Genomic DNA, 21,257 nt, shown 5'->3' with positions numbered 1-21,257 from the left:
CTTTTAGCTGCGCAACCCGACCCCACGTCGTAGCAGCCACAACGCCAGTACCGCCAGTACGGCGACGAAGCCCAGCATCAGCGTATAGGCCACCCAAAGCGGCACGTCGCTGCTGCCAAGCAAGCCATAGCGGAAAGCATTGACCATGTAGAAGATCGGGTTGGCGTGGGTGGCGGCTTCGGCCCAGCCCGGCAGCAGCTTGGTCGAGTAGAACACGCCGCCAAGGTAGGTCAGTGGGGTCAGGATGAAGGTCGGTACGATCGCGATGTCGTCGAACTTTTTCGCGTATACCGCATTGATGAAGCCGGCCAGGGAGAAGATGGTCGCGCCGAACAGGACGGTGCTCAGGGTCACCAGGGGATGCGGAATGCGCAGCGGCGTGAAGCACATGGCGATGATCAGCACGATCACTCCGACCATCAGCCCGCGCAGTACCGCACCGGCGATATAGCCGCACAGAATCACCCAGTTGGGCATGGGGCTGACCAGCAGTTCCTCGACATGGCGACCGAACTTGGCGCCGAAGAACGAGGAGCTGATATTGCCGTAACTGTTCTGGATCACGCTCATCATCACCAGGCCGGGCACGATGAATTGCATGTAACTGTAGCCGCCCATCTCGCCGATGCGCGAGCCGATGAGCCCGCCGAAGATCAGGAAGTACAGGGTCATGGTGATCGCGGGCGGCACCAGGGTCTGGCCCCAGATGCGCAGAATACGCTTGACCTCGCGGCGTACGATGGTCAGCAGCGCAACCCAGTTGCGTTGCGCGGGTGTTGAATCGGAGAAGCGTTGCGGGGATAAGGGAGGCGTGGTCATGGTCGTCGCCGTGTGGTCAGGAGGAGGCGGGCGGTTGCGGCGCGGCGGTATTGCCCGATCCGGCGTTGCGGTGTTCGCCGGTGAGGCGGACGAACAGTTCTTCCAGACGGTTGCTCTTGGTGCGCATGGAACGCACGCGGATGCCGGCATCGCCGAGTGCGGCGAACACCCGGTTGAGGTCCATCGCGCGCGGCATGTCCAGGTCCAGGGTGTGCGGGTCCTGCGCCAACAGGGTGGTGCCTTCGATGGTCGGCAATTGCGTTGGCAATTGGCCATCGATGTCCAGCAGAAAACCTTCCACGTCCAGTTTGGCCAGCAATGTGCGCATCGGGCCTTGTTCGACGATGTGGCCCCGGTCGATGATCGCCAGGTTGCGGCACAGATTCTCCGCTTCCTCCAGGTAATGCGTGGTCAGGATGATGGTGGTGCCCGCCGCGTTGATCTCGCGTAAAACGCGCCACATGTCGCGGCGGATTTCGATATCCACGCCGGCGGTGGGTTCGTCCAGGATCAGCAGGCGTGGCCGGGTCATCATCGCGCGGGCGATCATCAGGCGCCGCTTCATGCCGCCAGACAGCGTGCGGCTCATCATCTGTGCCTTCTCCCACAGGTGTGCGCGGCGCAGTTCTGCCTCGGCCAGTTGTTCGGCCTCGGCGCGCGGCATGCCGTAGAAGCCGGCGTAGTTGACCAGGATGTCGAACGGTTTTTCGAACAGATTGAAGTTGATTTCCTGCGGCACCAGGCCGATCAGGCGCATTGCGGCGCTGCGCTGGCTGCTCAGGTCGGTGCCGAACACCTCCACCTGACCGGCGCTGAGATTGACCAGCGAGCTGATGATGCCGATCAGGGTGGATTTGCCGGCGCCGTTGGGGCCAAGCAGGGCGAAGAAGTCGCCGGGCATCACGTCCAGCGATACCCCGCGCAAGGCTTGCACGCCGTTGCCGTAGGTCTTGCGCAGGTCGCGTACCCGCAGTGCGGGCGTTGACGAATCCGAGGGCGGGGGGGATGCGGGAGTCAAAGTGGACCTTCGCGCCGCGTCGACGGCGCTGGAGAAGTGCAGCGGGTATTATAGAAGACCGCGTGGGGTTGCCCACGGCCATAGACTGTTGCAACGACGTGCCTGCCCAATTCCCGCTGAAGCTGGTCGAACGCCGTATGCTGGCGCCATCCGTCGGCCATTACCGCTTCGTTCGCGACGACGGAGAGCCTCTGTCGTTCCTGCCCGGCCAGTTCGTACAGGTGCATTTCCACTATGCCGATGGCACCGCGACCAAGCGTAGCTATTCGCTGGCGACTCGCCACGACCCGGCGCAAGCGGCCGATGCGACGGTGGAGATCGCGGTCAGTTTCGTCGCCGGTGGCGCGGCCACCGCCTTGTTCGAGGGGCTGGAGATCGGCGGCCAGCTGTCGGCCAGTGGCCCTTATGGGCGTTTCTGTCTGCAAGCGGGCGATGTCAACCGCCGCTACCTGCTGATCGCCACCGGTACCGGCGTCACCCCGTACCGCTCGATGTTGCCGTTGCTGGAGGCGGCGATGGCAGAACGTGGCGTGGAGGTGGTGCTGCTGCTGGGCGCGCGTACCCCGGCCGAGTTGTTGTATGGCGACGAGTTCCGCGCCTTTGCCGACGCGTATCCGCGTTTCCGCTTCGTGCCGTGTTTTTCGCGCGAATTGCCGCAGGCGCCGCATGCCGATGTGCGCCATGGATACGTGCAGCAGTGGTTGCCCGAATTCGCACCGCAGGCAGAGGGCGACATCGCGTATCTATGCGGCAACCCGAACATGGTCGATGCCTGCTTCGAGGCGTTGAAGGACGCTGGTCTGCCGGTGCAGCACATTCGTCGCGAGAAGTACGTCAGCAGCAAATGAGCGTGTCGCCGAAGCATCGCGGTGGCCCATCGTCATCGGTGGTGCGTTACGCTGGCGGTTGCGCAGCAACGAGTTGATGCCCCAGGATGGCATCCTGTGCGGCATGACCTCAAGGATGCGACCCATGCGATACCGTTCCACGCCGTTGGCGATCGTCGCGGCTACGTTGTTGCTTGCCGCTTGCCAGGCGAATCAGACGCCGGGACGTACCTATGGCGCGTTGCGCTTCCATCCCTGCACGCTGACCAATCCGCTCGCCGCCAACAACGTCGAGGCGCAGTGCACGCGCATGCCGGTTGCTGAGAATGCGCAGGTACCGAACGGGCGCAAGATCGCGCTCAACATCGCCTGGTTGCCGGTCACGGGGCAGGGTAGCAGCGACCCGGACCCGGTGTTCTTTCTGGCCGGCGGCCCGGGTCAGGCCGCCACCCAGGTCGCCAGCATTGTCGATCTGGCGCTGTACGAAACGCGCAAGCGTCGCGATGTGTTCCTGATCGACCAGCGCGGCACTGGGCAGTCCAATCCGTTGACCTGCCTCGGCGCGGACGGCAAGGCGTTGCCGCCGGCCGACCCGGTGCGCGCGCCCAGCGCTGCCGAAGTGCTCGATTACGCCAGGCGCTGCGCACAATCGCTTCAAGGTCGCGCCGATCCGCGCGACTACACCACCACCCAGGCGATTGCCGATCTGGATGCGGTGCGCGCAGCGCTGGGCGCGGACAAGATCAATCTCATCGGTGGTTCCTACGGTACCCGTGTCGCCCAGCAGTACGCGCGTGGCTATGCGGCGCATGTGCGCAGTGTGGTACTCGACGGCGTGGTGCCAAACGATCTGGTGGTCGGCGGCGAATTCGCCACCACCTTCGAAGATGCGATCACCCTGCAGGCACAGCAGTGCAAGGCCACGCCGGCGTGTGCCAAACGCTTCCCGGTCGATACGCGCATGCAGTTGCGCACGGTGGTGGAGCGGCTGCGGCAGACGCCGGTGGAGGCGGACTATCGCGATCCGGCCAGTGGGCAGAGTACGCACAACCGGGTCACTGCCGACACTGTCACCAGTCTGGCGTTTTCCTTCTCCTATGCGCCGCAGACTTCCGCGTTGCTGCCGCTGACCCTGGACGAGGCCGCTCATGGGCGCTATGCCCCATTGATGTCCTTGGCACGGATGATGAGTTCGCAGATGCAGGATCAAATAAACCGTGGCATGCAGTGGTCGGTGATCTGCGCCGAAGACGCCGACCGTTACCGCGAACCGGCCAAGCACGACACCCTGCTCGGGCCGGAGGTGGCGCGGATGTTCTTCGCGGCCTGCCCCGCCTGGCCGACGGGCACTCGTCCTGCCGACTTCACCGCGCCGTTGATCTCCAACCTGCCGGTGTTACTGACCTCGGGCGAACTGGATCCGGTAACCCCACCGCGCTACGCCGAGCGTGTGCTACGCGGTCTACCCAACGGCCGCCATCTGCTGCTGCGCGGACAGGGGCACGGCACCATGACCCTGGGCTGCATGCCCAAGTTGCTGGGTCGGTTCTTCGAAACCGCCGATGCCAAGCATCTCGATGCCAGCTGCCTGGACGCGATGCGCGGCGTGCCGGCCTTCACTTCATTCAATGGATGGGAACCATGAGCTACGCATCATTCGATCGGGAGAGCCGTGCATGATCGTCGCCGACAACTTGCATAAGGCGTTCAAGACCAAGGCCGGTATCGTGCAGGCGGTGCAAGGGGTCAGCTTCGAGGCCGCGGATGGCCAGATCACCGGCTTGCTCGGTCCCAACGGCGCTGGCAAGACCACGACCTTGCGCATGCTCTATACGCTGATGGCACCCGACCAGGGCCAGGTGCGCGTGGATGGCATCGACGTCGCTCAGGATCCGTTGGCGGTGCGTCGCGCGCTGGGTGTGCTGCCGGACGCGCGCGGCGTGTACAAGCGCTTGACCGCGCGCGAGAACATCGCTTACTTCGGCGAATTGCATGGTTTGTCGGCGGCGCGCATTGCCGAGCGCACGCGGCTGTTGTCGGCGGCGCTGGACATGGACGACATCCTCGACCGGCAGACCGAAGGCTTCAGCCAGGGGCAGCGCACCAAGACCGCGATCGCGCGCGCGCTGGTCCACGATCCGCGCAATGTGATTCTCGACGAACCCACCAACGGCCTGGACGTCATGACGACCCGCGCGCTGCGCGGTTTCTTGCGCGGACTGCGCGCGCAGGGACGCTGCGTGATCTTTTCCAGCCACATCATGCAGGAGGTGGCGGCGCTGTGCGATCGCATCGTTATCGTCGCCAACGGCACGGTGGTGGCCGCTGGCACCGCTGACGAGCTACGCGCCCTGACCGGCGAGGACAATCTGGAAGATGCCTTCGTCAAGGCGATCGGCAGCGAAGAGGGATTGCACGCATGAGCCTGCTCCATACCGTATTCACCGTGATGCGCAAGGAACTGCGCGATCTCGCGCGTGATCGTCGCACCTTGGCGCTTGCCTTGTTGGTCGGCCCGCTGCTCTACCCGACGCTGATTCTGGGAATGGGGGCGCTGGCCGAGAGCCGGGTCCGCACGCAGATCGACAAACCGCTGGACATTCCGGTGATCGGCCGCGAGCGCGCGCCGAACCTGGTGGCGTTCCTCGCCATGCAAGGATTGAATGCGGTCGCACCGCCCAAGGACCTGACCGAGGCGATCCGCAGTCAAGCTGTGGATCTGGTGTTGAAGATCGACGAGGACTATCCGAACGCCTGGCACCAGGGACGCCCGGCGCTGGTGGAGATCATCAAGGACAGCACCCGCCGCGATGCCGATATCCCGACCACCCGGGTGCAGGCGGCGCTCAGCATGTACAGCCAGCAGGTCGGCGCGCTGCGGTTGATGGCGCGTGGTATCGACGCACAGGTCGCGCGGCCGCTGGACGTGGCCACCCAGGACCTGGCCACGCCCGAAGCCAAGCGTGCGGCGTTGCTGGCGATGTTGCTGCCGGTGTTGTTGACCATTACCTCGTTCATCGGTGGTGCCCACCTGATTCTCGATGCCACCGCCGGCGAGCGCGAGCGGCAGTCGCTGGAGCCGTTGCTGGCCACGCCGGCCTCGCGCAGCGCCATCGTCAGTGGCAAGATCGCCGCCGCCTGCGTGGTTGGTCTGGTTTCGCTGCTGTTGACCTTGCTCGCGTTCAAGCTCAGCGCGCAAGTCGCCAGCGGCATCGGCCAGCAACTCAATGTCAGTGTCGTGGCCATGTTGCAGATGCTGTTCGTGTTGTTGCCGATGTTGTTCATCGGGACCTCGCTGCTGACTGTGCTTGCCGCAGCGGCCAAGAGCATGAAGGAGGCGCAGAGTCACATGACCTGGCTGATGCTGTTGCCGATGCTGCCCGGTTACGCGCTGATGGTGTATCCGTTGAAAACCATGCCATGGCAGTTCGCGGTGCCGTTCTTGGCGCAGAACCAGATGTTGTTGAAGATCATCCGTCGCGAGCCGATCGACCCGCAGCTCTGGGCGGTGTACCTGGTCGCCGGTTTCGGTCTTGCCGCATTGCTGTGGTTCGCTGCGGTCCGCCGTTACCGTCAGGAGCAGTTGGCGATTGCCGGATGAGAAACGGTTGAGCGGATGCGGTCTGCCTCTGGTGTGCTGCGTGCCTTGGTGTCGTTGGCATGTATGGCACAGCATTGATTGTGCGCGCACACATCGATGGCGCGCGCGTTGGCTCAACCGCCGGGATTGAAGGCCAGTGTGCGTCGCGTGGTGACCGGTGCGCTGACCGGCTCGAAGCGCCAGCGCTTGGTCGCGCTCAACGCCTCGTGGTCGAACACATGCGCCGGGGTGGAACGCAACACGCGCGCGTTGGTGACCGCGCCATCGGTGCCGACGGTGATCTCTACCAGCACTTCGCCGGCGATGGCCGAGCGCAGCGCTTCTGGCGGATAGCGAGGCGCCGGAGTACTGATCGGACGCAACGTCTGTGCGCTGGCCGTGGGTGGCGCGGGCGTTGGCGATGGAGCCGGCGTCGCGGCTTGTTGTTGCTGCGCTGCCGGTTGGTGCGCGGCAGCCGTGGCGCTAGGCGCGAGCTGGCGTGGTGTTTCCTGGCGCGCGCTTTCGCGGTGTGCGGCCTCCTGCTGCTCTGCCATCTGTGGCGATACCTGCGCCTGGCTGGTCTGCGCTTGCGCCTGTTTCTGTTGCTCGCTCGCCAGTTTGGTTTTCTGTTCGGCGGCTTTCTTGGCTTTTACGGCTTCCTCCTGGTTGCGCTGTGCCAGTGTCTGCATGCCTTTGCTCACGCCCTGTTTGAGCCGTGGCAAGGCCGGTGCCTGGCTGTCCATCTTCTCGATCAAGTCGATGAGGCGCTGGGCTTCGGCGAAATCCTCGCGGTTGATGCTCTGTTCGGCGGCGATCAAGGTGTACGGCATCAAATCGGTCAGTGCGCTCTTCACCCCGGCATCGTCCGGTTGCTTGCCGCGTAGCGCCAGGTAGTACTCCACGGCGTTGTTGCCGACGGGTGCATACATGCGGTTCTCGCGTAGCGCTTGGCTGGCCGAGGCTTGCAACTGCTCGGTGTCCATCGATTGCACTTTGCCCGATGCCGCGGTCATTTCCGGCGCATTTGCCGCAGTGGGGGCCGGTGTGGCGTCGGGCGCGGCCTCTTCTTGTTTGGAACACGCCGTTAGCGCGGCCAGCAGCAGGATCGCTACGATGCGCCGTGTCCTGGCGAATGTGGTGTCGTGCGGCATGCTTGTCTCTGATCCCCGATGGTGACGATGTAACGATGCCAATGGTGTTGCTGGCGTGTTTGCGACGGCATTTCCATTCCCCGTGCCGTCAGTGCGCTGCGTGAGTCAATCTAGCATCCGCTGGTATTGCATGCGTGCCCGTTCTCGCCGGGTGGCGGAAAAAAAGCGTGATCCCGGGCACGCTGGTCAGTGCGCTGGTTTCGCTGGCGAGGCCATCAGCCGGTCGGTCCAGGCGATGCCGATCGCCGATAGGATAAAGATGGCATGGATGATGGCCTGCCACATCACTCCGGCCTGTGTCAGCGTCGCGCAGCTTTTCAGGTCCACTGTCGCTGCGGCACTCGCTAATTGATCCGTTGAACACAGCGGCATAGCGCCGAGCGCACCGACGGCGATGAAGGTCTTGAGCAGGTGGATCGAAGAGATGCCGATAATCGATAGCGCGAGCTTCACCTTCAGCACACTGGCGTTGACGTGGCTCAGCCATTCCGGCTGGTCGGGATGACCTTCCAGGCGCAACCGCGAGACAAAGGTTTCGTAGCCACCGACGATCACCATCACCAGCAGGTTGGAGATCATCACCACATCGATCAGGGCCAGCACGATCAGCATGATTTGCTGCTCGCTCAGGCTCGGCGCTTCGTGGATCAGGTGCCACAGTTCCTTGCCGAATAGAAAAACGTACACCCCCTGGGCCACGATCAATCCCAGGTATAGCGGCAATTGCAGCCAGCGCGAGGCGAAGATCAGGCTGGACAGTGGACTAAGGCGGGGGTGCGGGCGCTGGGGCGTCATGGTGGCGGGATGTCGCGTTGCGTCAAACGCTCAGGTTACCCGGCCTGCGGCAATGCTGCCAAGCGCAGGCGGCGGCTACACTGCGACTTTATCTCCAGGACAGGACTGCCGTCATGATCGATCTGTATTACTGGCCGACGCCCAACGGGCACAAGATCACCCTGTTCCTTGAGGAGGCCGGGCTCGATTACACGCTCAAGCCAGTCAACATTGGCGCTGGGGACCAGTTCCAACCCGCGTTTTTGTCGATTTCGCCGAACAACAAGATACCGGCCATCGTCGATCATGCGCCGGCCGATGGTGGCGCGCCGCAGCATGTGTTCGAGTCCGGCGCGATCTTGCTGTATCTGGCCGAGAAGACCGGCCGTTTTCTGCCGAACGATCCGCGTCGGCGCAGCGTCGCATTGCAATGGTTGTTCTGGCAAATGGCCGGTCTTGGCCCGATGACGGGACAGATGGGCCATTTCAACGTCTATGCGCCGGAAAAGATCGGTTATGCGATCGAGCGCTATGGCAACGAGGTACGGCGTCTGCACGGCGTGCTCGACACGCGTCTGGCGCACAGCGCGTATTTGGCTGGCGAGGAGTACGGCATCGCCGACATGGCCAGCTACCCGTGGATCGAGGTGTACAACGGGTTGATGCCGGACTACGCGGCATTCCAGCACCTGCAACGCTGGCACGATGCGATTGCCGCGCGTCCGGCCACGCAACGCGCCTATGCGTTGAAGGAGCGGGTCAACCCCAACGCCGGCAAGCCGCTGAGCGAGGCCGAGCGCAAGCAATTGTTCGGCCAACGCTGAGCTGGCGCACTTCTCAAATGCTCTGCGCACGCGCATCATCCCTGCGCTTGCTGCTCCATCAGGAACCTTCATGCGCTCTCTGTTCGCCGCCCTCGCCCTCGTGCTTGCCATGCCTCTCGTCCCCGCACATGCCGAAAAACTGACCCTGGAGGCCATCACCGGCAGCAAGCCGCTGTCCGGGCCGACGCTGATGAAACCCAAAGTGGCGCCGGATGGCTCGCGGGTGACTTTCCTGCGCGGCAAGGACAGCAACCGCAATCAGCTTGACCTGTGGGAGTACGACATCGCCAGCGGCCAGACCCGCTTGCTGGTCGATTCCAAGCTGGTGCTGCCTGGCGCCGAGACCCTGAGCGACGAAGAAAAAGCACGGCGCGAGCGTCAGCGCATCGCGGCCTACACCGGCATCGTCGAATACCAGTGGGCGCCGGATGCGCGCGCGCTGCTGTTCCCACTGGGTGGCGAACTGTATCTGTACGATTTGTCCAAGACCGGCAGCGCCGCGGTGCGCAAGCTTACCCATGGCGAAGGTTTCGCCACCGATCCGAGGATCTCGCCCAAGGGCGGCTACGTGAGTTTCGTGCGTGGGCGCAATCTGTGGGTGATCGATCTGGCCAGCGGCCAGCAATATCCGCTGACCCACGACGGCAGCCAGACCATCGGCAATGGTGTGGCCGAATTCGTCGCCGATGAGGAAATGGACCGCCACACCGGCTACTGGTGGGCGCCGGACGACTCGGCGGTCGCCTTCGCGCGCATCGACGAAACCGATGTCCCGGTGCAGAAACGTCAGGAGGTCTACGCCGACCATAGCGATGTGGTGGAACAGCGCTATCCGCAGGCTGGGCAGCCCAACGTCAAGATCAAGCTGGGCGTGATCGCGCCGCACGCGGGCGCTCAGCCGCAGTGGATCGACCTGGGCAAGAACCCGGATATCTATTTGGCGCGGGTGGACTGGCGCGATCCGCAACGGCTGACCTTCCAGCGTCAATCGCGCGACCAGAAACGACTGGAATTGATCGAAACCACGCTGGCCAACGGCAAGCAGCGCGTACTGGTCACCGAGACCAGCAAGACCTGGGTGCCGCTCACCAATGACTTGCACTTCCTCAAGGACGGGCGCTTCGTCTGGGGTTCGGAGCGTAGTGGTTACGAGCACCTGTACCTGGCTTCGGAAGATGGCCGCACCTTGCATCCCCTCACGCAGGGCGAATGGGTCGTGGACGCATTGCTCGCAGTGGACGAAAACGCCGGCAAGGTCTATTTCTCCGGGACCAAGGAATCGCCGACCCAGGCCAATGTCTATGCGGTGCCACTGGCTGGTGGCGCGATCGAACGGCTGTCGCAACCCGACGGTATGCATGCGGCCAGTTTCGCCACCAACGCCAGTGTCTACGTCGATAGCTGGTCCAACACCACCACGCCACCGCAGATTGGGCTGTTTCGCGCCAATGGCGAGAAAATCGCCACGCTCCTGGTCAACGACTTGGCCGATCCACAACATCCCTTTGCCAAGTATCGCGATGCGCAGCGCCCGGTCGAATTCGGCAGCATGACCGCCGCGGACGGTAAGACGCCGTTGCACTATCTGCTGATCAAACCGGCTGGTTTCGACCCGAGCAAGCGCTACCCGGTGGTGGTCCACGTCTACGGTGGTCCGGCGACGCAGACCGTGCTCGATAGCTGGCCCGGCCGTGGCGATGACATGTTCGACCAGTATCTGGCCCAGCACGGCTACGTGGTGTTCTCGCTCGACAATCGCGGCACGCCGCGCCGCGGCCGCGACTTCGGCGGCGCACTGTATGCGCGCCAGGGCACGGTGGAAGTGGACGACCAACTGCGCGGCATTGCCTGGTTGAAGGCGCAGCCATGGGTGGATGCGGCGCATATCGGCGTGTACGGCTGGTCAAACGGTGGCTATATGACGCTGATGCTGTTGGCCAAGCACAGCGACGCCTACGCCTGCGGTGTGGCGGGTGCGCCGGTCACCGATTGGGCGCTGTACGACAGCCACTACACCGAGCGCTACATGAACCTGCCGGCAGCCAATCCGGATGGCTACCGCGACGGCCGCGTGGCCGCGCATCTGGATGGCCTGACCTCGCCATTGCTGCTGATCCACGGCATGGCGGACGACAACGTGCTGTTCGCTAATTCCACCTCGTTGATGAGCGAGTTGCAAAAGCGCGGCAAGCTGTTCGAGCTGATGACCTATCCCGGCGCCAAGCATGGTCTGTCCGGCACCAATGCCCTGCATCGCTACCGCACCACCGAGGCGTTCCTGGCGCGTTGCCTGAAACCCTGAGGTCACGCGCACACGAAGTTGCAGGTACGGTTCGATGCCGACCCCGATGTGGTTGCTTGGCGGGTCAGCGACCGGTTCGGATCGCTGGCGACGCCGTCCGCTTCATCGCCCTGCCGGTGGCGCAGTGGCTGGTTTGCCTGCGCCTGGCGGTACCCAGATCGCCATGCCGGCGGCGCGTTTCTGCGTCGTCGGGATGCCGATGCCCAGGCCGCCGCCGACGTGCCCGCCGTAGCTGCCGCCCCCGAGCGAGACGCCGCCCCCGGAGCGCTGCGAACTCACGCCCATCAGCACCACGCCGTTGGCACCGAGCTTGGCCGCCTCCTGTTTGAGTCGCGCCAGCGCCGCGTCGGTCTGGCCCTGGGTGCCGAAGCCGGCGGCACTGGAGGCTTCCAACTGGGCGATATCGACCGCGCCCGTCGGCGGGGTCGAATAAATCTGCACCAGGGCCGGGTCGATCGGTGGACGCGCGGCACCGACCATCACTTTGGAAGAACTGGCGCAGCCGGCCAGCGCGAGCAGCAGGGCCAGCGGCAACAACGGACGGACGTGCATGGCATTAGCTCCGTGGGCGGATCACCACGCGATCATAGGCGGGCCGGGTGAATCGCGCCGAACCCGTCGTCGCGTCATCGTGATGCGTGTGCCGTGCATGCCTTGCCAGCTGTGGTGTTGACCCGTTTCCCGCAGGTGCTATGGTCGTGGCCAGCTTTTTTGCGGAGCCGGGCATGGGCCTGATCAGTCTGTTGTGGGGCATCGTGGCGTTGTTGTGGATGATTCTGGCTTTCGTGCCCTTGCTGGGCTGGGGCAACTGGTTCGTGATTCCGTTCGCTGCGGTCGGGGCGATCATCGCGGCGATCGGCCTGCTCTTCACCCAGGCGCCGAACCGTGGCCGGGCCAAGACCGGCCTGTTACTCAACGCGCTGGCGATGGTGGTCGGCGTGATCCGCCTGAGCCTGGGGGGCGGGGTGATCTGAGCCGCTGTGCGTCTGCGCGCGGGGCATGCCCTGGCGCGATGCATCGGCGTGCTGTGTGTGCCGTCGGCAGGAGTAACATGTCGCAGCCGGCGGCTGCCGGCGCGTGCCTCCTTGCATGCACGCTGATGTTGGCGAGGCGTGTCTGGCGGTGCCGGGCCGCTTCCGCCATGCTCCGTATCCGCTCTCAAGGAATCTGCCCGTGGCGCATCCCCACTATCGGCCTCGGCGCATGCGCCGCGATGCGTTTTCGCGTCGCCTGATGCGCGAACACACCTTGACCGTCGACGACCTGATCTGGCCGGTGTTCGTGCACGAACTGCCCGGTCGCGCGCCGATCGCCGCCATGCCCGGGGTGGAGCGGCTGTCGATCGACGCGCTGCTGCAGGAGGCCGAGGTGGCGCTGGAGCTGGGTATCCCGGTGATCGATCTGTTCCCGGTGATCGACCCGGCCAGCAAGCGCCTGGATGCGGCCGAGGCCTGGAACCCCGACGGCCTGGCACAGCGGGCGGTGCGGGCGCTGAAGACGCGCTTCCCGGAATTGGGGGTGATGACCGACGTGGCGCTGGATCCGTACACCACCCACGGCCAGGACGGCATCATCGACGCGCGCGGCTACGTGCTCAACGACGTCACCGTCGAGGCGCTGGTCCAACAGGCGTTGTCGCATGCGCAGGCCGGTGCGGACATCGTTTCGCCCTCGGACATGATGGACGGACGCATCGGTGCGATCCGTCGCGCGTTGGATGCCGATGCGCATCTGCACGTGCGCATCATGGCCTATTCGGCCAAGTATGCCTCGGCCTTCTACGGCCCGTTCCGCGAGGCGGTCGGCAGCGCCGGCAACCTCGGCAAGGCCGACAAGACCACCTACCAGATGGACCCGGCCAACGGCGACGAGGCGCTGCGCGAGATCGCGCTGGACCTGGAGGAGGGCGCGGACATGGTGATGGTCAAACCGGGCATGCCATACCTGGATGTGGTGCGGCGGGTGAAGGACACCTTCCGGGTGCCGACTTTCGCCTACCAGGTCAGTGGCGAGTACGCGATGCTCAAGGCGGCGGCCGGCAACGGTTGGCTGGACGAGCGCGCCTGCGTGTTGGAATCGCTGATGGCGTTCAAACGCGCCGGCGCCGACGGCGTGTTGACCTACTTTGCGCCGCAGGTGGCGCGCTGGCTGCGCGAGACCCGCTGAGGTTTGCGTGAGGGTGTGGCCGTGGATTGATCGCCACACCCCGGCCCCGGCGTAGCGTGCGACTGACGTTCCAGGGCGCTGGTTTGGATGACCGCCCTGGGTTCTGCCGACTCTGCAACCCCAGCGGTCACGGCAGAGTCAGTGCGATCGGATTGGCTTTCATGCTCGCGCTGAGCGACGGGAACGGATCCAGCTTGGTTATAGTGATCAAGTCGTTGATCGATACCACGTCGCAATGGATGCTGCTGTCGTTGACGCACAGGTAGGCGGCCGCGCCCATGCCTGGCACGTACACCGCTTTCCACACCTCGTCCGGCACCTCGACGTTGTCGGTGCCGATGTCGCGGCGGGTGCCGCTGACGAACGCCGGCCCGGTCACCACGTAGATTTCGCCGCGCTGCGTGGCCAGCTGTCGTACTTGCTCTTCGATCTGCGCCCATTCGCCGGCGTTGAGCATGTGGTTCTGCGGCACCACGTTGGCCATCGAGAACGTTTCCTTCTCCGCGTTGATGGTGGAGGCATCGCCAGCCGGGGTCATGTGGCCACGGTCGTAGCCGGAATTGGTGTAGTCCGAACTCTTGGAGCGATCCGCGACCGGGATTGCGGTTTCGTCGTGGAAGCTGCCGACCCGACTGATCGTCTTGGAGCCGGCGACCTGTTGGTCGGTCAGGTGCTCGGCCGAATACAGCGGGCCCTTGGTCACGCCCGAGGCGAGCAGGACGTATTCGGTGTGGCACACCTCGGTAGTGCTTGCGCTGATCGACGCGTCCAGGTTCGGTGCCTGGCCGTCGGCATAGAGCGTGGGACAACCGGTGGTGGCGTTCGCCGCATGCGCTGCGGACAGCGCCATCAGCGCAACACAACTGCGCAGGAAAACGGACATGCGCAACCTCCTTTTCGTCTCAGAAGTGAGGTGAGCAAAATGACTAGGATGGGTGACGTTTTAGCGACAGCTCGATGTGGTCGGAATGCAAATCAAAGTATTTATCACGCTTAACGGTGGACGCGATGTGCAAGCGAGTTTTCGAATTCGATAAGCATTCTCATCTACAATGCGTGATCGTTCTTCGTTCCGCTTTGCGCCGTGATCAAGAGGCTGTTATTCCAGTTGCATTGGTTGCTCGGTATCAGTGCCGGACTGGTGTTGTCGGTGATGGGGCTGAGTGGGGCGACGCTCGCTTTCGAGGACGAGATCGTGCGTCTGGTCAATCCGCCGCTGGCCGCCACGGCGGCGCGGTATGCGGCCGGCGAACAGCCGCTGCCGTTGGCGGAACTGGCACGGCGGCTGGATCTAGGCGGCGCGCACCGGACCAACCGGTTGCTGGTCGATCCCACCGGCACGCGCCCGTCGAACCTGCGCCTGCCTGGGCGCGCGGGCGAACGGGTGTACTTCGATCCCTACACCGGCGCGATTGTGGCGGCGCCGCGTCTGAGCGGCTTCTTCGCGTTCGTGGAGAACCTGCATCGTCGGCTGGCCGCTGGCGAGCGCGGCAAGGCCGTCACCGGGGCCTGCGTTATCGCGTTGTTCTTTTTTTGCCTGTCCGGCCTATACCTGCGCTGGCCGCGGCGCTGGTGGAACTGGCGCGCATGGTGGGTGGTGGAGTGGACGCGGCAGGGACGCAATTTCCTGTGGAGTCTGCACTCGGTGGCCGGCACCTGGTGTCTGGCGATGTACCTGATGACTGCGGCGACCGGGTTGTACTGGTCCTACGATTGGTACCGGCAGGGGCTGGTGGCGATGTTGGGGGGCGATCCGGCACCCAAGGAGGGCGGTGACGGCGGTTCGCCGCTCCTGGTCGACTATGTGCGCTTGCAGGCCGCGCTGGACACGCTGCCGGCCGCCCATCGCGCCTATCTGGACATGCGTCTGCCCAGCCGTCGCGACCAACCGGTGATCGCGCGTTACCTGCCATCGGACCCGCCGCACAGCCGGGCCTATGACAGCGTGGAGATCGATCCGTCCACTGGCCGTATCGAGCGGCGCCAGGACTACCGCCGGCAACCGCTGGGGCGACAACTGCTGACCAGCATGTTTGCACTGCATACCGGCAGTTTCTTCGGTCTGCCGGGACGAGTGGCGATGCTGCTGTCGAGCCTGTGCATGACGCTGTTCTGCGTCACCGGCTGGATGCTGTACCTGGACCGGCGCCGTAAACAACGGGAGTTGCGCAGCGTACGCGGCGATCTGGCGGTGCCCTCGACCACTGGCTCCGGTGACTGGCTGGTAGGTTTCGCCAGCCAGAGCGGTTTCGCCGAACGCCTGGCCTGGGAGGCGGCGCGCCACCTGCAAGTTGCTGGCCTGGGGGTGCAGGTGCGTGCGCTGGCGCAGCTGGATGCCGCGCAGTTGCGCAACCGGCAGCGCGCGTTGTTCGTGGTCAGCACCTTCGGCGACGGTGAGTCGCCGGATACGGCACGCGGCTTCGCCAAGCGCGTGTTGCGTCAGGCTCAGGCGCTGCCTGAGTTGGACTACGCGATATTGGCTCTGGGCGATCGTCATTACCCGCACTTCTGCGGCTTTGCACGGCAACTGGAGCGGTGGCTGGACGTACAGGGCGCACGGGCACTGTTCCCAACCGTGGAGGTGGATCGTGCCGACCCGCAGGCACTGGCGCAGTGGCAGCGGCAGGTGTCCGATCTCACCGGTGTGGCGATGGCGACGTCGGTGTTGCAGGTGCCCGAGTCGCTGGACTGGCGTCTGCTTGAGCGGCGTTTGCTCAATCCTGGCAGTGCCGGGGCACCGCTGTGGTGGATCGCGTTGGCGCCGCCAACGTCGGCGCACTGGCAAGCCGGCGACATTCTGGAAGTGCAGCCTTGCCATGCCGAGGACGCGCTGCGTATCTGGCTTGCCGCACAGGCGCTGGATGCGGATGCGCCGGTGCAGGCCGAGGGCGTGTGGCGACCGCTGTGGCAGGCGCTGGCCGATCGGGTGCTGTCGCCGCCGGTGGCGCCGACGCAGGCCTTGCAAGATTGGTTCGAGACACTGCCGCCGTTGCCGTTGCGCGAGTATTCGATTGCCTCGACCCTGGCCGATGGCGTGCTGCACCTGGTGGTGCGGCTGCGCCTGCGCGATGACGGTCGCATCGGCTTGGGGTCGGGCTGGCTGTGTGTGCATGCGCCAGTGAATGCGGTCCTGCGGGCGCGGGTACGCACCAATCCTGGTTTTCGCCGCCAGGGCGCTGTGCCGATGCTGTTGATCGGCAATGGCACCGGCATCGCCGGCTTGCGCAGCCTGCTGCGCGAGGCCGAACAGGCCGGCGTGCACGGGCATTGGCTGCTGTTCGGCGAACGCAATGCGGCCCACGATGCGCTGTTCGCCGATGAACTGCGGGCATGGCAGGCCAGTGGTCATCTGCAACGCCTGGAGTTGGTGTTTTCGCGCGACCAAGCGGGCAAGCAGTATGTGCAGGATCGCTTGCGTGACGCGGCCGAAACGGTGCGCGACTGGATCGCGCGCGGCGCCACCGTGCATGTCTGCGGCAGTCTGGATGGCATGGCGCATGGCGTGGAGGCGGCCTTGCACGAGATCCTGGGCGAGGACGCCCTCGACGCGCTGAGCACGGCCGGGCGCTATCGGCGCGACGTGTACTGAGCGGGCTGGCGTGTTGCTGTTGGTCTGGCCAGCCGTTGTGCATGCAGCCACGTTCGCCATGTGAGGGATGGCAAGCCGGCCATCGCCGCGTCGCGTGCGGATGGTATGGACAGGAGCGATGCGTTTAGCGATCCACCACGACGCGATCGCCGGTCAACGGGTTTCCATGCAGTCGCCGCTGCCGCTGGCGCGCGGGGTTTTCATCCGGTACACGTCGCGTTTGCCGGCCTTCGGCGCACGCGCGCTGCCGGTCAGCAGCAGTTCGCCTGGCTTGGAGGCATCCAGCACGGCGCCAGCGGTATGGCCATCGGCGTTGTTGAACGACAGCGTCAGTGGCTGCGGTGACGCATAGCGTCCGTCGGCGCATTGCGCGAGCAGCACCTGGCTGGCCTGGCCGTCGCGTGCGCGGGCGAACAGCAGCGCGCGGCCATCGCCCAGCCAGGCCGCATCGGTCTCGTCGTCGGCGCTGTTGACCCCGACCAGCGCTTGCGGGTGCGCGAACGTCTGGCCGTCCAGGCGTGCGACGAACAGATCCAGGCCGCCGGCGCCGCCGTGACCTGTGCTGGCGAACAAGAGCCGTGTCCCGTCCAGCGAGAGCGTCGGTGCGCGTTCGTCGCCGCGCGAATTCACCGCCGGCCCCAGGTTTTGCGGGGGTCCGTAGCGGCCGTCGGCCAGTACAGGGGCGCGATACAGATCGCTGCCGCCGTTTCCACCGGGACGGTCGGAGGCGAAATATAGCCATCGCCCATCGGCGCTGAAAAACGGATCGGTCTCGGCGCTGGCCGAATTCACGGGCGGCGGCAGCGGCTGTGGGTCACGCCAGCGGCCGTCGCGCAATACGGCCTGCCAGAGATCGCCGCCGCCTGGGCCTCCGGCACGGTCGGGGCTGGCCCAGACGATGTGCTGGCCATCGGCCGCCACGCTGGCGCGGGTCTCGTCGTCTGCGGTGGAAACCACGCCCATGCCTTCCATGCCGAATTCGGAAAGCGCGAACGCCGACGGTGCGCAGAGTAAACTCGCCGCCAGCGCGATTGGCAAAGCATGGGTCCGCATCTGGAATTCCGTGAAATGTCGCCTCCAGTCTAAAACAACCAACGAGCGTTCCATGCCCAACTCCCGTTTTGCCGTGTTCGGTCACCCTGTCGCCCACTCGCTGTCGCCACGTATCCACGCCGCGTTTGCCAAGCAGACCGGCATCGCCATGCAGTACGACGCGCTCGACGCTTCCCTGGAGGGGTTCGCGTCGGCGCTGGCCGCGTTCGTCGCCGAGGGTGGGGTCGGCGCCAACGTGACCGTGCCGTTGAAGGAGGCCGCGTTCGCCGTTAGCGCGGTTCACAGCGAACGTGCGCAACGCGCCGGCGCGGTCAATACGCTCAGTTACCGCGATGGGCAGTGGCACGGCGATAACACCGATGGCGCCGGTCTGGTACGCGACCTGACCGGGCGCCAGGGCCTGGACCTGCGCGGCCGTCGTGCCCTGCTGCTGGGCGCTGGCGGTGCCGCGCGCGGCGTGGCGCCGGCGTTGCTGGAAGCCGGCGTGCAGCGATTGGTGGTGGTCAACCGCTCGCCGGAACGCGCCGACGCCCTGATCGATGCGTTGGGCGAACCGGCCCGCGCGATCTCGCGTTATTGGGACGACCTACGCGACCTGGGCGATTTCGAACTGATCCTCAATGCCACCACCATCGGTCGCGATCCGACGGTGGGATTCGCCCTGCCGTTGTCGTTGGTCAACAGTATGACGTTGGCGGTGGACCTGAATTACGGCGAAGTCGCGATTCCGTTTCTGGCCTGGGCGCGCGCGGCGCACTGTCGCGATACCGTGGATGGCCTGGGCATGTTGGTCGAACAGGCGGCCGAGAGTTTCGCGGGCTGGCATGGTGTGCGCCCGGAGACTGATCCGGTGTATGCCGCGTTGCGCGAACGCGAAGCCGTGCTGGTCAGCGCCAATTGAGCGTTTCGCTGTTGCGACGGCGATGACCGAAACTCCTACGCCGTCGGCACCGCGCGCGCCTGTGCCATCTCCGCGTCAGCTCACCGAACCGGTCAAGCTGGCGATCCGCGATGCCTACGCCAAGTTGCAGGCCAATACGCCAGGATTCCGCGTGCGCCGTGCGCAGAGTCAGATGATCGGCGTGGTATCGCGCGCGCTGGGCACGTCTGGCGGTGTGGGGGTGGCCGAGGCGCCCACCGGCGTCGGTAAGAGTCTGGGCTACCTGACCGCCGGTGTGCCGATCGCGCTGGCGAGCAAGAAGAAACTGGTGATCAGCACCGGCACGGTGGCGCTGCAGGCGCAGTTGGTGGAACGCGACATTCCGGCGTTCCTCAAGGCCACCGGGCTGGAGGCCACGGTGGCCTTGGCCAAGGGGCGCACCCGCTACCTGTGTCCGCGCAATGTGGCCGAACTGCACGGCGAAGCGGCGCAAGACAGCATGTTCGAGGACGAGACGCCGCTGTACGACCGCCCGCCTAGTCCAGCCGAGGCCGAGCAGGCACGCGCGCTGGCCAAGGCCTATGCCGAAAAAACCTGGAACGGCGATCTGGATGCCGCGCCGGAGCCGATTCCGCCGTCGCTGCGTGCGCGCATCACCACCAACGCCGCCGGTTGCGCCGGGCGCCGCTGTTCGTTCGCGGCGCAGTGCCCGGTGCTGAAGGCGCGCGGCGAGGTGCGCGACGCGCAGATCGTGGTGACCAACCATGCATTGCTGTTGTCGGCGCTGGCGTTGGGCGACAGCGACAACGGCCAGCCGCTGATCGCGCCGCCGTCGGACATGTTGTTGGTGCTGGACGAAGGCCATCATATCGGCAGTGTCGCCATCGATCAGGGCGCCGCCAGCCTACCGTTGGACGAGATGGCGCAACGCACCGGGCGCTTGCAGACGTTGATCGCTGCGGCGTATCGACTGACCGACAAGGACACCATCGGCCAGCAGTTGCCCAACGAGGCGATCGAGTTGGCTGCGCAAGTGGTCAAGGGGCTGAAGGCGTTCCGTGCCGAGGTCGAACGCGTGTGGGTACCCGAGCCGGACCACGACGCGCCGATGTGGCGCGCGCCCAACGGACGCCTGCCGCAGGAGTGGATGCCACTGATCGACGCGCAGGCGCAGGACACCGCCGCGTTGCTGAACTGGGTGCAGGCCGCGCACCAAATGGTGGTCAAGTCCAAGCAGGAGGACGCGGCCAAGGAACGCCTGCAGCGGAATCTCGGCATGGCCCTGGAGATGGTCGAGCAGCAGTACGGGTTATGGCTGGGCTGGCGCCGCGAGGATCAGGAAGGCCAGCCGCCGATGGCGCGCTGGATCACCGCCTCGCGCGATGCCGACGTGATCTGTCATTGCTCACCGGTTTCGGCTGCGCAGGTGTTGCGCTCGCTGTTGTGGAGCGAAGTGGATGCGGCGGTGCTGACCTCGGCCACGCTCACCGGCGGCGGCGATTTTCAGTCCTTGGCGATCGACAACGGCCTGCCCGACCACGCCGAAATGGTGTCGCTGTCCTCGCCGTTCGACCTGCCCAATCAGGCCGAACTGATCGTGCCGGCGTTTCCCGTGGCGCCGGACGATCGCGATGGCCATCCGCGCGAAGTGGCGCGCTACCTGGTCCGTGAACTGGACTGGGGCAAGGGATCGATCGTGCTGTTCACCTCGCGCTGGAAGATGCTCAAGGTCGCCGATCTGCTGCCCATCGCGCAGCGCAACCGGGTGCTGGTGCAGGGCGAGGGTTCCAAGTCGCAGATGATTGGCGAGCACCTGCGCCGCATCGGCGCCGGCGAAGGGTCGGTCCTGTTCGGGCTGCATTCCTTCGGCGAAGGCCTGGACCTGCCCGGCGAGGCGTGCACCACCGTGGTCATCACCCAGGTGCCGTTCGCGGTGCCGACCGATCCACAGACCGCCACCCTCGGCGAATGGTTCGAAAGCCGTGGTCTCAACGCTTTCAACCTGATCGCGGTGCCGCATGCACTGCGCACCTTGACGCAGTTCGCCGGCCGCCTGATCCGCACCTCCAGCGACCATGGTCGCGTCATCATTCTCGATTCGCGCCTGCTGACCAAGCGCTACGGCAAACGCATCATCGATGCGTTGCCGCCGTTCAAGCGGGTGATCGGCTAGATAACGCCGCGATAGACATCGCCGGCAGGAATGTAGCGACACCTCGCTTCACCATCGTGTTGCAGCCGAACGCGTTGCCGGTCTGCGCGTGCCGTTGTTCG

18 protein-coding genes are annotated in these 21,257 nt (G+C 65.2%); 11 read left to right on the top strand and 7 right to left on the bottom strand.

The annotated features are described in order from the left end of the window. Window positions 1-3 precede the first annotated feature (3 nt). Entirely contained in the window at window positions 4-819 is an 816-nt protein-coding gene (locus tag XaFJ1_RS14725; RefSeq protein WP_012917479.1) for an ABC transporter permease, read from the bottom strand. A 16-nt stretch (window positions 820-835) separates the two neighbouring features. Beyond that, window positions 836-1,837 (bottom strand): ABC transporter ATP-binding protein, encoded by a 1,002-nt coding sequence (locus XaFJ1_RS14720; protein WP_012917478.1) that lies wholly within the window; start codon window positions 1,835-1,837, stop codon window positions 836-838. Here XaFJ1_RS14720 and XaFJ1_RS14715 point away from each other — a divergent pair. The 4 genes from XaFJ1_RS14715 (at window position 1,825) to XaFJ1_RS14700 (ending at window position 6,265) form a co-directional block, all read left to right on the top strand. After that, window positions 1,825-2,685: an FAD-binding oxidoreductase gene (locus XaFJ1_RS14715; protein WP_187388415.1), complete on the top strand. Its 861-nt coding sequence runs from the start codon at window positions 1,825-1,827 to the stop codon at window positions 2,683-2,685. The two genes, XaFJ1_RS14720 and XaFJ1_RS14715, sit on opposite strands and share 13 nt — an antisense overlap. 124 nt (window positions 2,686-2,809) lie before the next feature. Further along, window positions 2,810-4,309: an alpha/beta hydrolase gene (locus XaFJ1_RS14710; protein WP_045757055.1), complete on the top strand. Its 1,500-nt coding sequence runs from the start codon at window positions 2,810-2,812 to the stop codon at window positions 4,307-4,309. A 31-nt stretch (window positions 4,310-4,340) separates the two neighbouring features. Next, window positions 4,341-5,087, top strand: a complete 747-nt coding sequence (locus tag XaFJ1_RS14705; RefSeq protein ID WP_012917475.1) for an ABC transporter ATP-binding protein — start codon at window positions 4,341-4,343, stop codon at window positions 5,085-5,087. Further along, window positions 5,084-6,265, top strand: a complete 1,182-nt coding sequence (locus XaFJ1_RS14700) for an ABC transporter permease (protein WP_012917474.1) — start codon at window positions 5,084-5,086, stop codon at window positions 6,263-6,265. Before XaFJ1_RS14705 ends, XaFJ1_RS14700 begins: the two co-directional genes overlap by 4 nt. Before the next feature lie 113 nt (window positions 6,266-6,378). Here XaFJ1_RS14700 and XaFJ1_RS14695 read toward each other — a convergent pair whose 3' ends face one another. Beyond that, window positions 6,379-7,395 (bottom strand): energy transducer TonB, encoded by a 1,017-nt coding sequence (locus XaFJ1_RS14695; RefSeq protein ID WP_012917473.1) that lies wholly within the window; start codon window positions 7,393-7,395, stop codon window positions 6,379-6,381. A 186-nt stretch (window positions 7,396-7,581) separates the two neighbouring features. Further along, the gene (locus XaFJ1_RS14690) at window positions 7,582-8,190 is read right to left on the bottom strand and encodes a TIGR00645 family protein (protein ID WP_012917472.1); all 609 of its coding nucleotides are present in this window, start codon (window positions 8,188-8,190) and stop codon (window positions 7,582-7,584) included. 113 nt (window positions 8,191-8,303) lie between these two features. Here XaFJ1_RS14690 and XaFJ1_RS14685 point away from each other — a divergent pair, with 113 nt between their 5' ends. Both XaFJ1_RS14685 and XaFJ1_RS14680 read left to right on the top strand, forming a co-directional pair. Then, complete coding sequence (locus XaFJ1_RS14685; protein ID WP_012917471.1) at window positions 8,304-8,993, top strand: glutathione binding-like protein; 690 nt, start codon at window positions 8,304-8,306, stop codon at window positions 8,991-8,993. A gap of 70 nt (window positions 8,994-9,063) precedes the next feature. Beyond that, a complete protein-coding gene (locus tag XaFJ1_RS14680) occupies window positions 9,064-11,295 on the top strand; it encodes a S9 family peptidase (protein ID WP_012917470.1) in 2,232 nt (743 codons plus the stop codon). 102 nt (window positions 11,296-11,397) lie between these two features. On the opposite strand, the gene XaFJ1_RS14675 is transcribed toward XaFJ1_RS14680, so the two are convergent. After that, the gene (locus XaFJ1_RS14675; protein WP_012917469.1) at window positions 11,398-11,847 is read right to left on the bottom strand and encodes a hypothetical protein; all 450 of its coding nucleotides are present in this window, start codon (window positions 11,845-11,847) and stop codon (window positions 11,398-11,400) included. Between the two features lie 173 nt (window positions 11,848-12,020). Here XaFJ1_RS14675 and XaFJ1_RS14670 point away from each other — a divergent pair, with 173 nt between their 5' ends. After that, a complete protein-coding gene (locus XaFJ1_RS14670; RefSeq protein WP_012917468.1) occupies window positions 12,021-12,269 on the top strand; it encodes a hypothetical protein in 249 nt (82 codons plus the stop codon). Between the two features lie 199 nt (window positions 12,270-12,468). Then, a complete protein-coding gene (gene hemB, locus XaFJ1_RS14665) occupies window positions 12,469-13,461 on the top strand; it encodes a porphobilinogen synthase (protein WP_012917467.1) in 993 nt (330 codons plus the stop codon). 127 nt (window positions 13,462-13,588) lie between these two features. Here the strand turns inward: hemB and XaFJ1_RS14660 are convergent, their stop codons facing one another. Further along, complete coding sequence (locus tag XaFJ1_RS14660) at window positions 13,589-14,344, bottom strand: DNA/RNA non-specific endonuclease (protein ID WP_012917466.1); 756 nt, start codon at window positions 14,342-14,344, stop codon at window positions 13,589-13,591. 201 nt (window positions 14,345-14,545) lie between these two features. Here XaFJ1_RS14660 and XaFJ1_RS14655 point away from each other — a divergent pair, with 201 nt between their 5' ends. Beyond that, entirely contained in the window at window positions 14,546-17,050 is a 2,505-nt protein-coding gene (locus XaFJ1_RS14655) for a PepSY domain-containing protein (protein WP_045757054.1), read from the top strand. A gap of 153 nt (window positions 17,051-17,203) precedes the next feature. On the opposite strand, the gene XaFJ1_RS14650 is transcribed toward XaFJ1_RS14655, so the two are convergent. Further along, window positions 17,204-18,103, bottom strand: coding sequence for a TolB family protein (locus tag XaFJ1_RS14650; protein WP_012917464.1), 900 nt, complete (start codon window positions 18,101-18,103; stop codon window positions 17,204-17,206). A gap of 52 nt (window positions 18,104-18,155) precedes the next feature. Here XaFJ1_RS14650 and aroE point away from each other — a divergent pair, with 52 nt between their 5' ends. Next, window positions 18,156-19,004: a shikimate dehydrogenase gene (gene aroE / locus XaFJ1_RS14645; protein WP_012917463.1), complete on the top strand. Its 849-nt coding sequence runs from the start codon at window positions 18,156-18,158 to the stop codon at window positions 19,002-19,004. A gap of 22 nt (window positions 19,005-19,026) precedes the next feature. After that, the gene (dinG, locus tag XaFJ1_RS14640) at window positions 19,027-21,156 is read left to right on the top strand and encodes an ATP-dependent DNA helicase DinG (RefSeq protein WP_012917462.1); all 2,130 of its coding nucleotides are present in this window, start codon (window positions 19,027-19,029) and stop codon (window positions 21,154-21,156) included. Window positions 21,157-21,257: the final 101 nt, after the last annotated feature.

It is taken from the genome of Xanthomonas albilineans (assembly GCF_009931595.1).
GTDB classification, from domain to species: Bacteria; Pseudomonadota; Gammaproteobacteria; order Xanthomonadales; family Xanthomonadaceae; genus Xanthomonas_A; species Xanthomonas_A albilineans.
The sequence above is the reverse complement of the archived record's forward strand: the minus strand, read 5'-3'. Positions and strand labels throughout refer to the sequence as shown.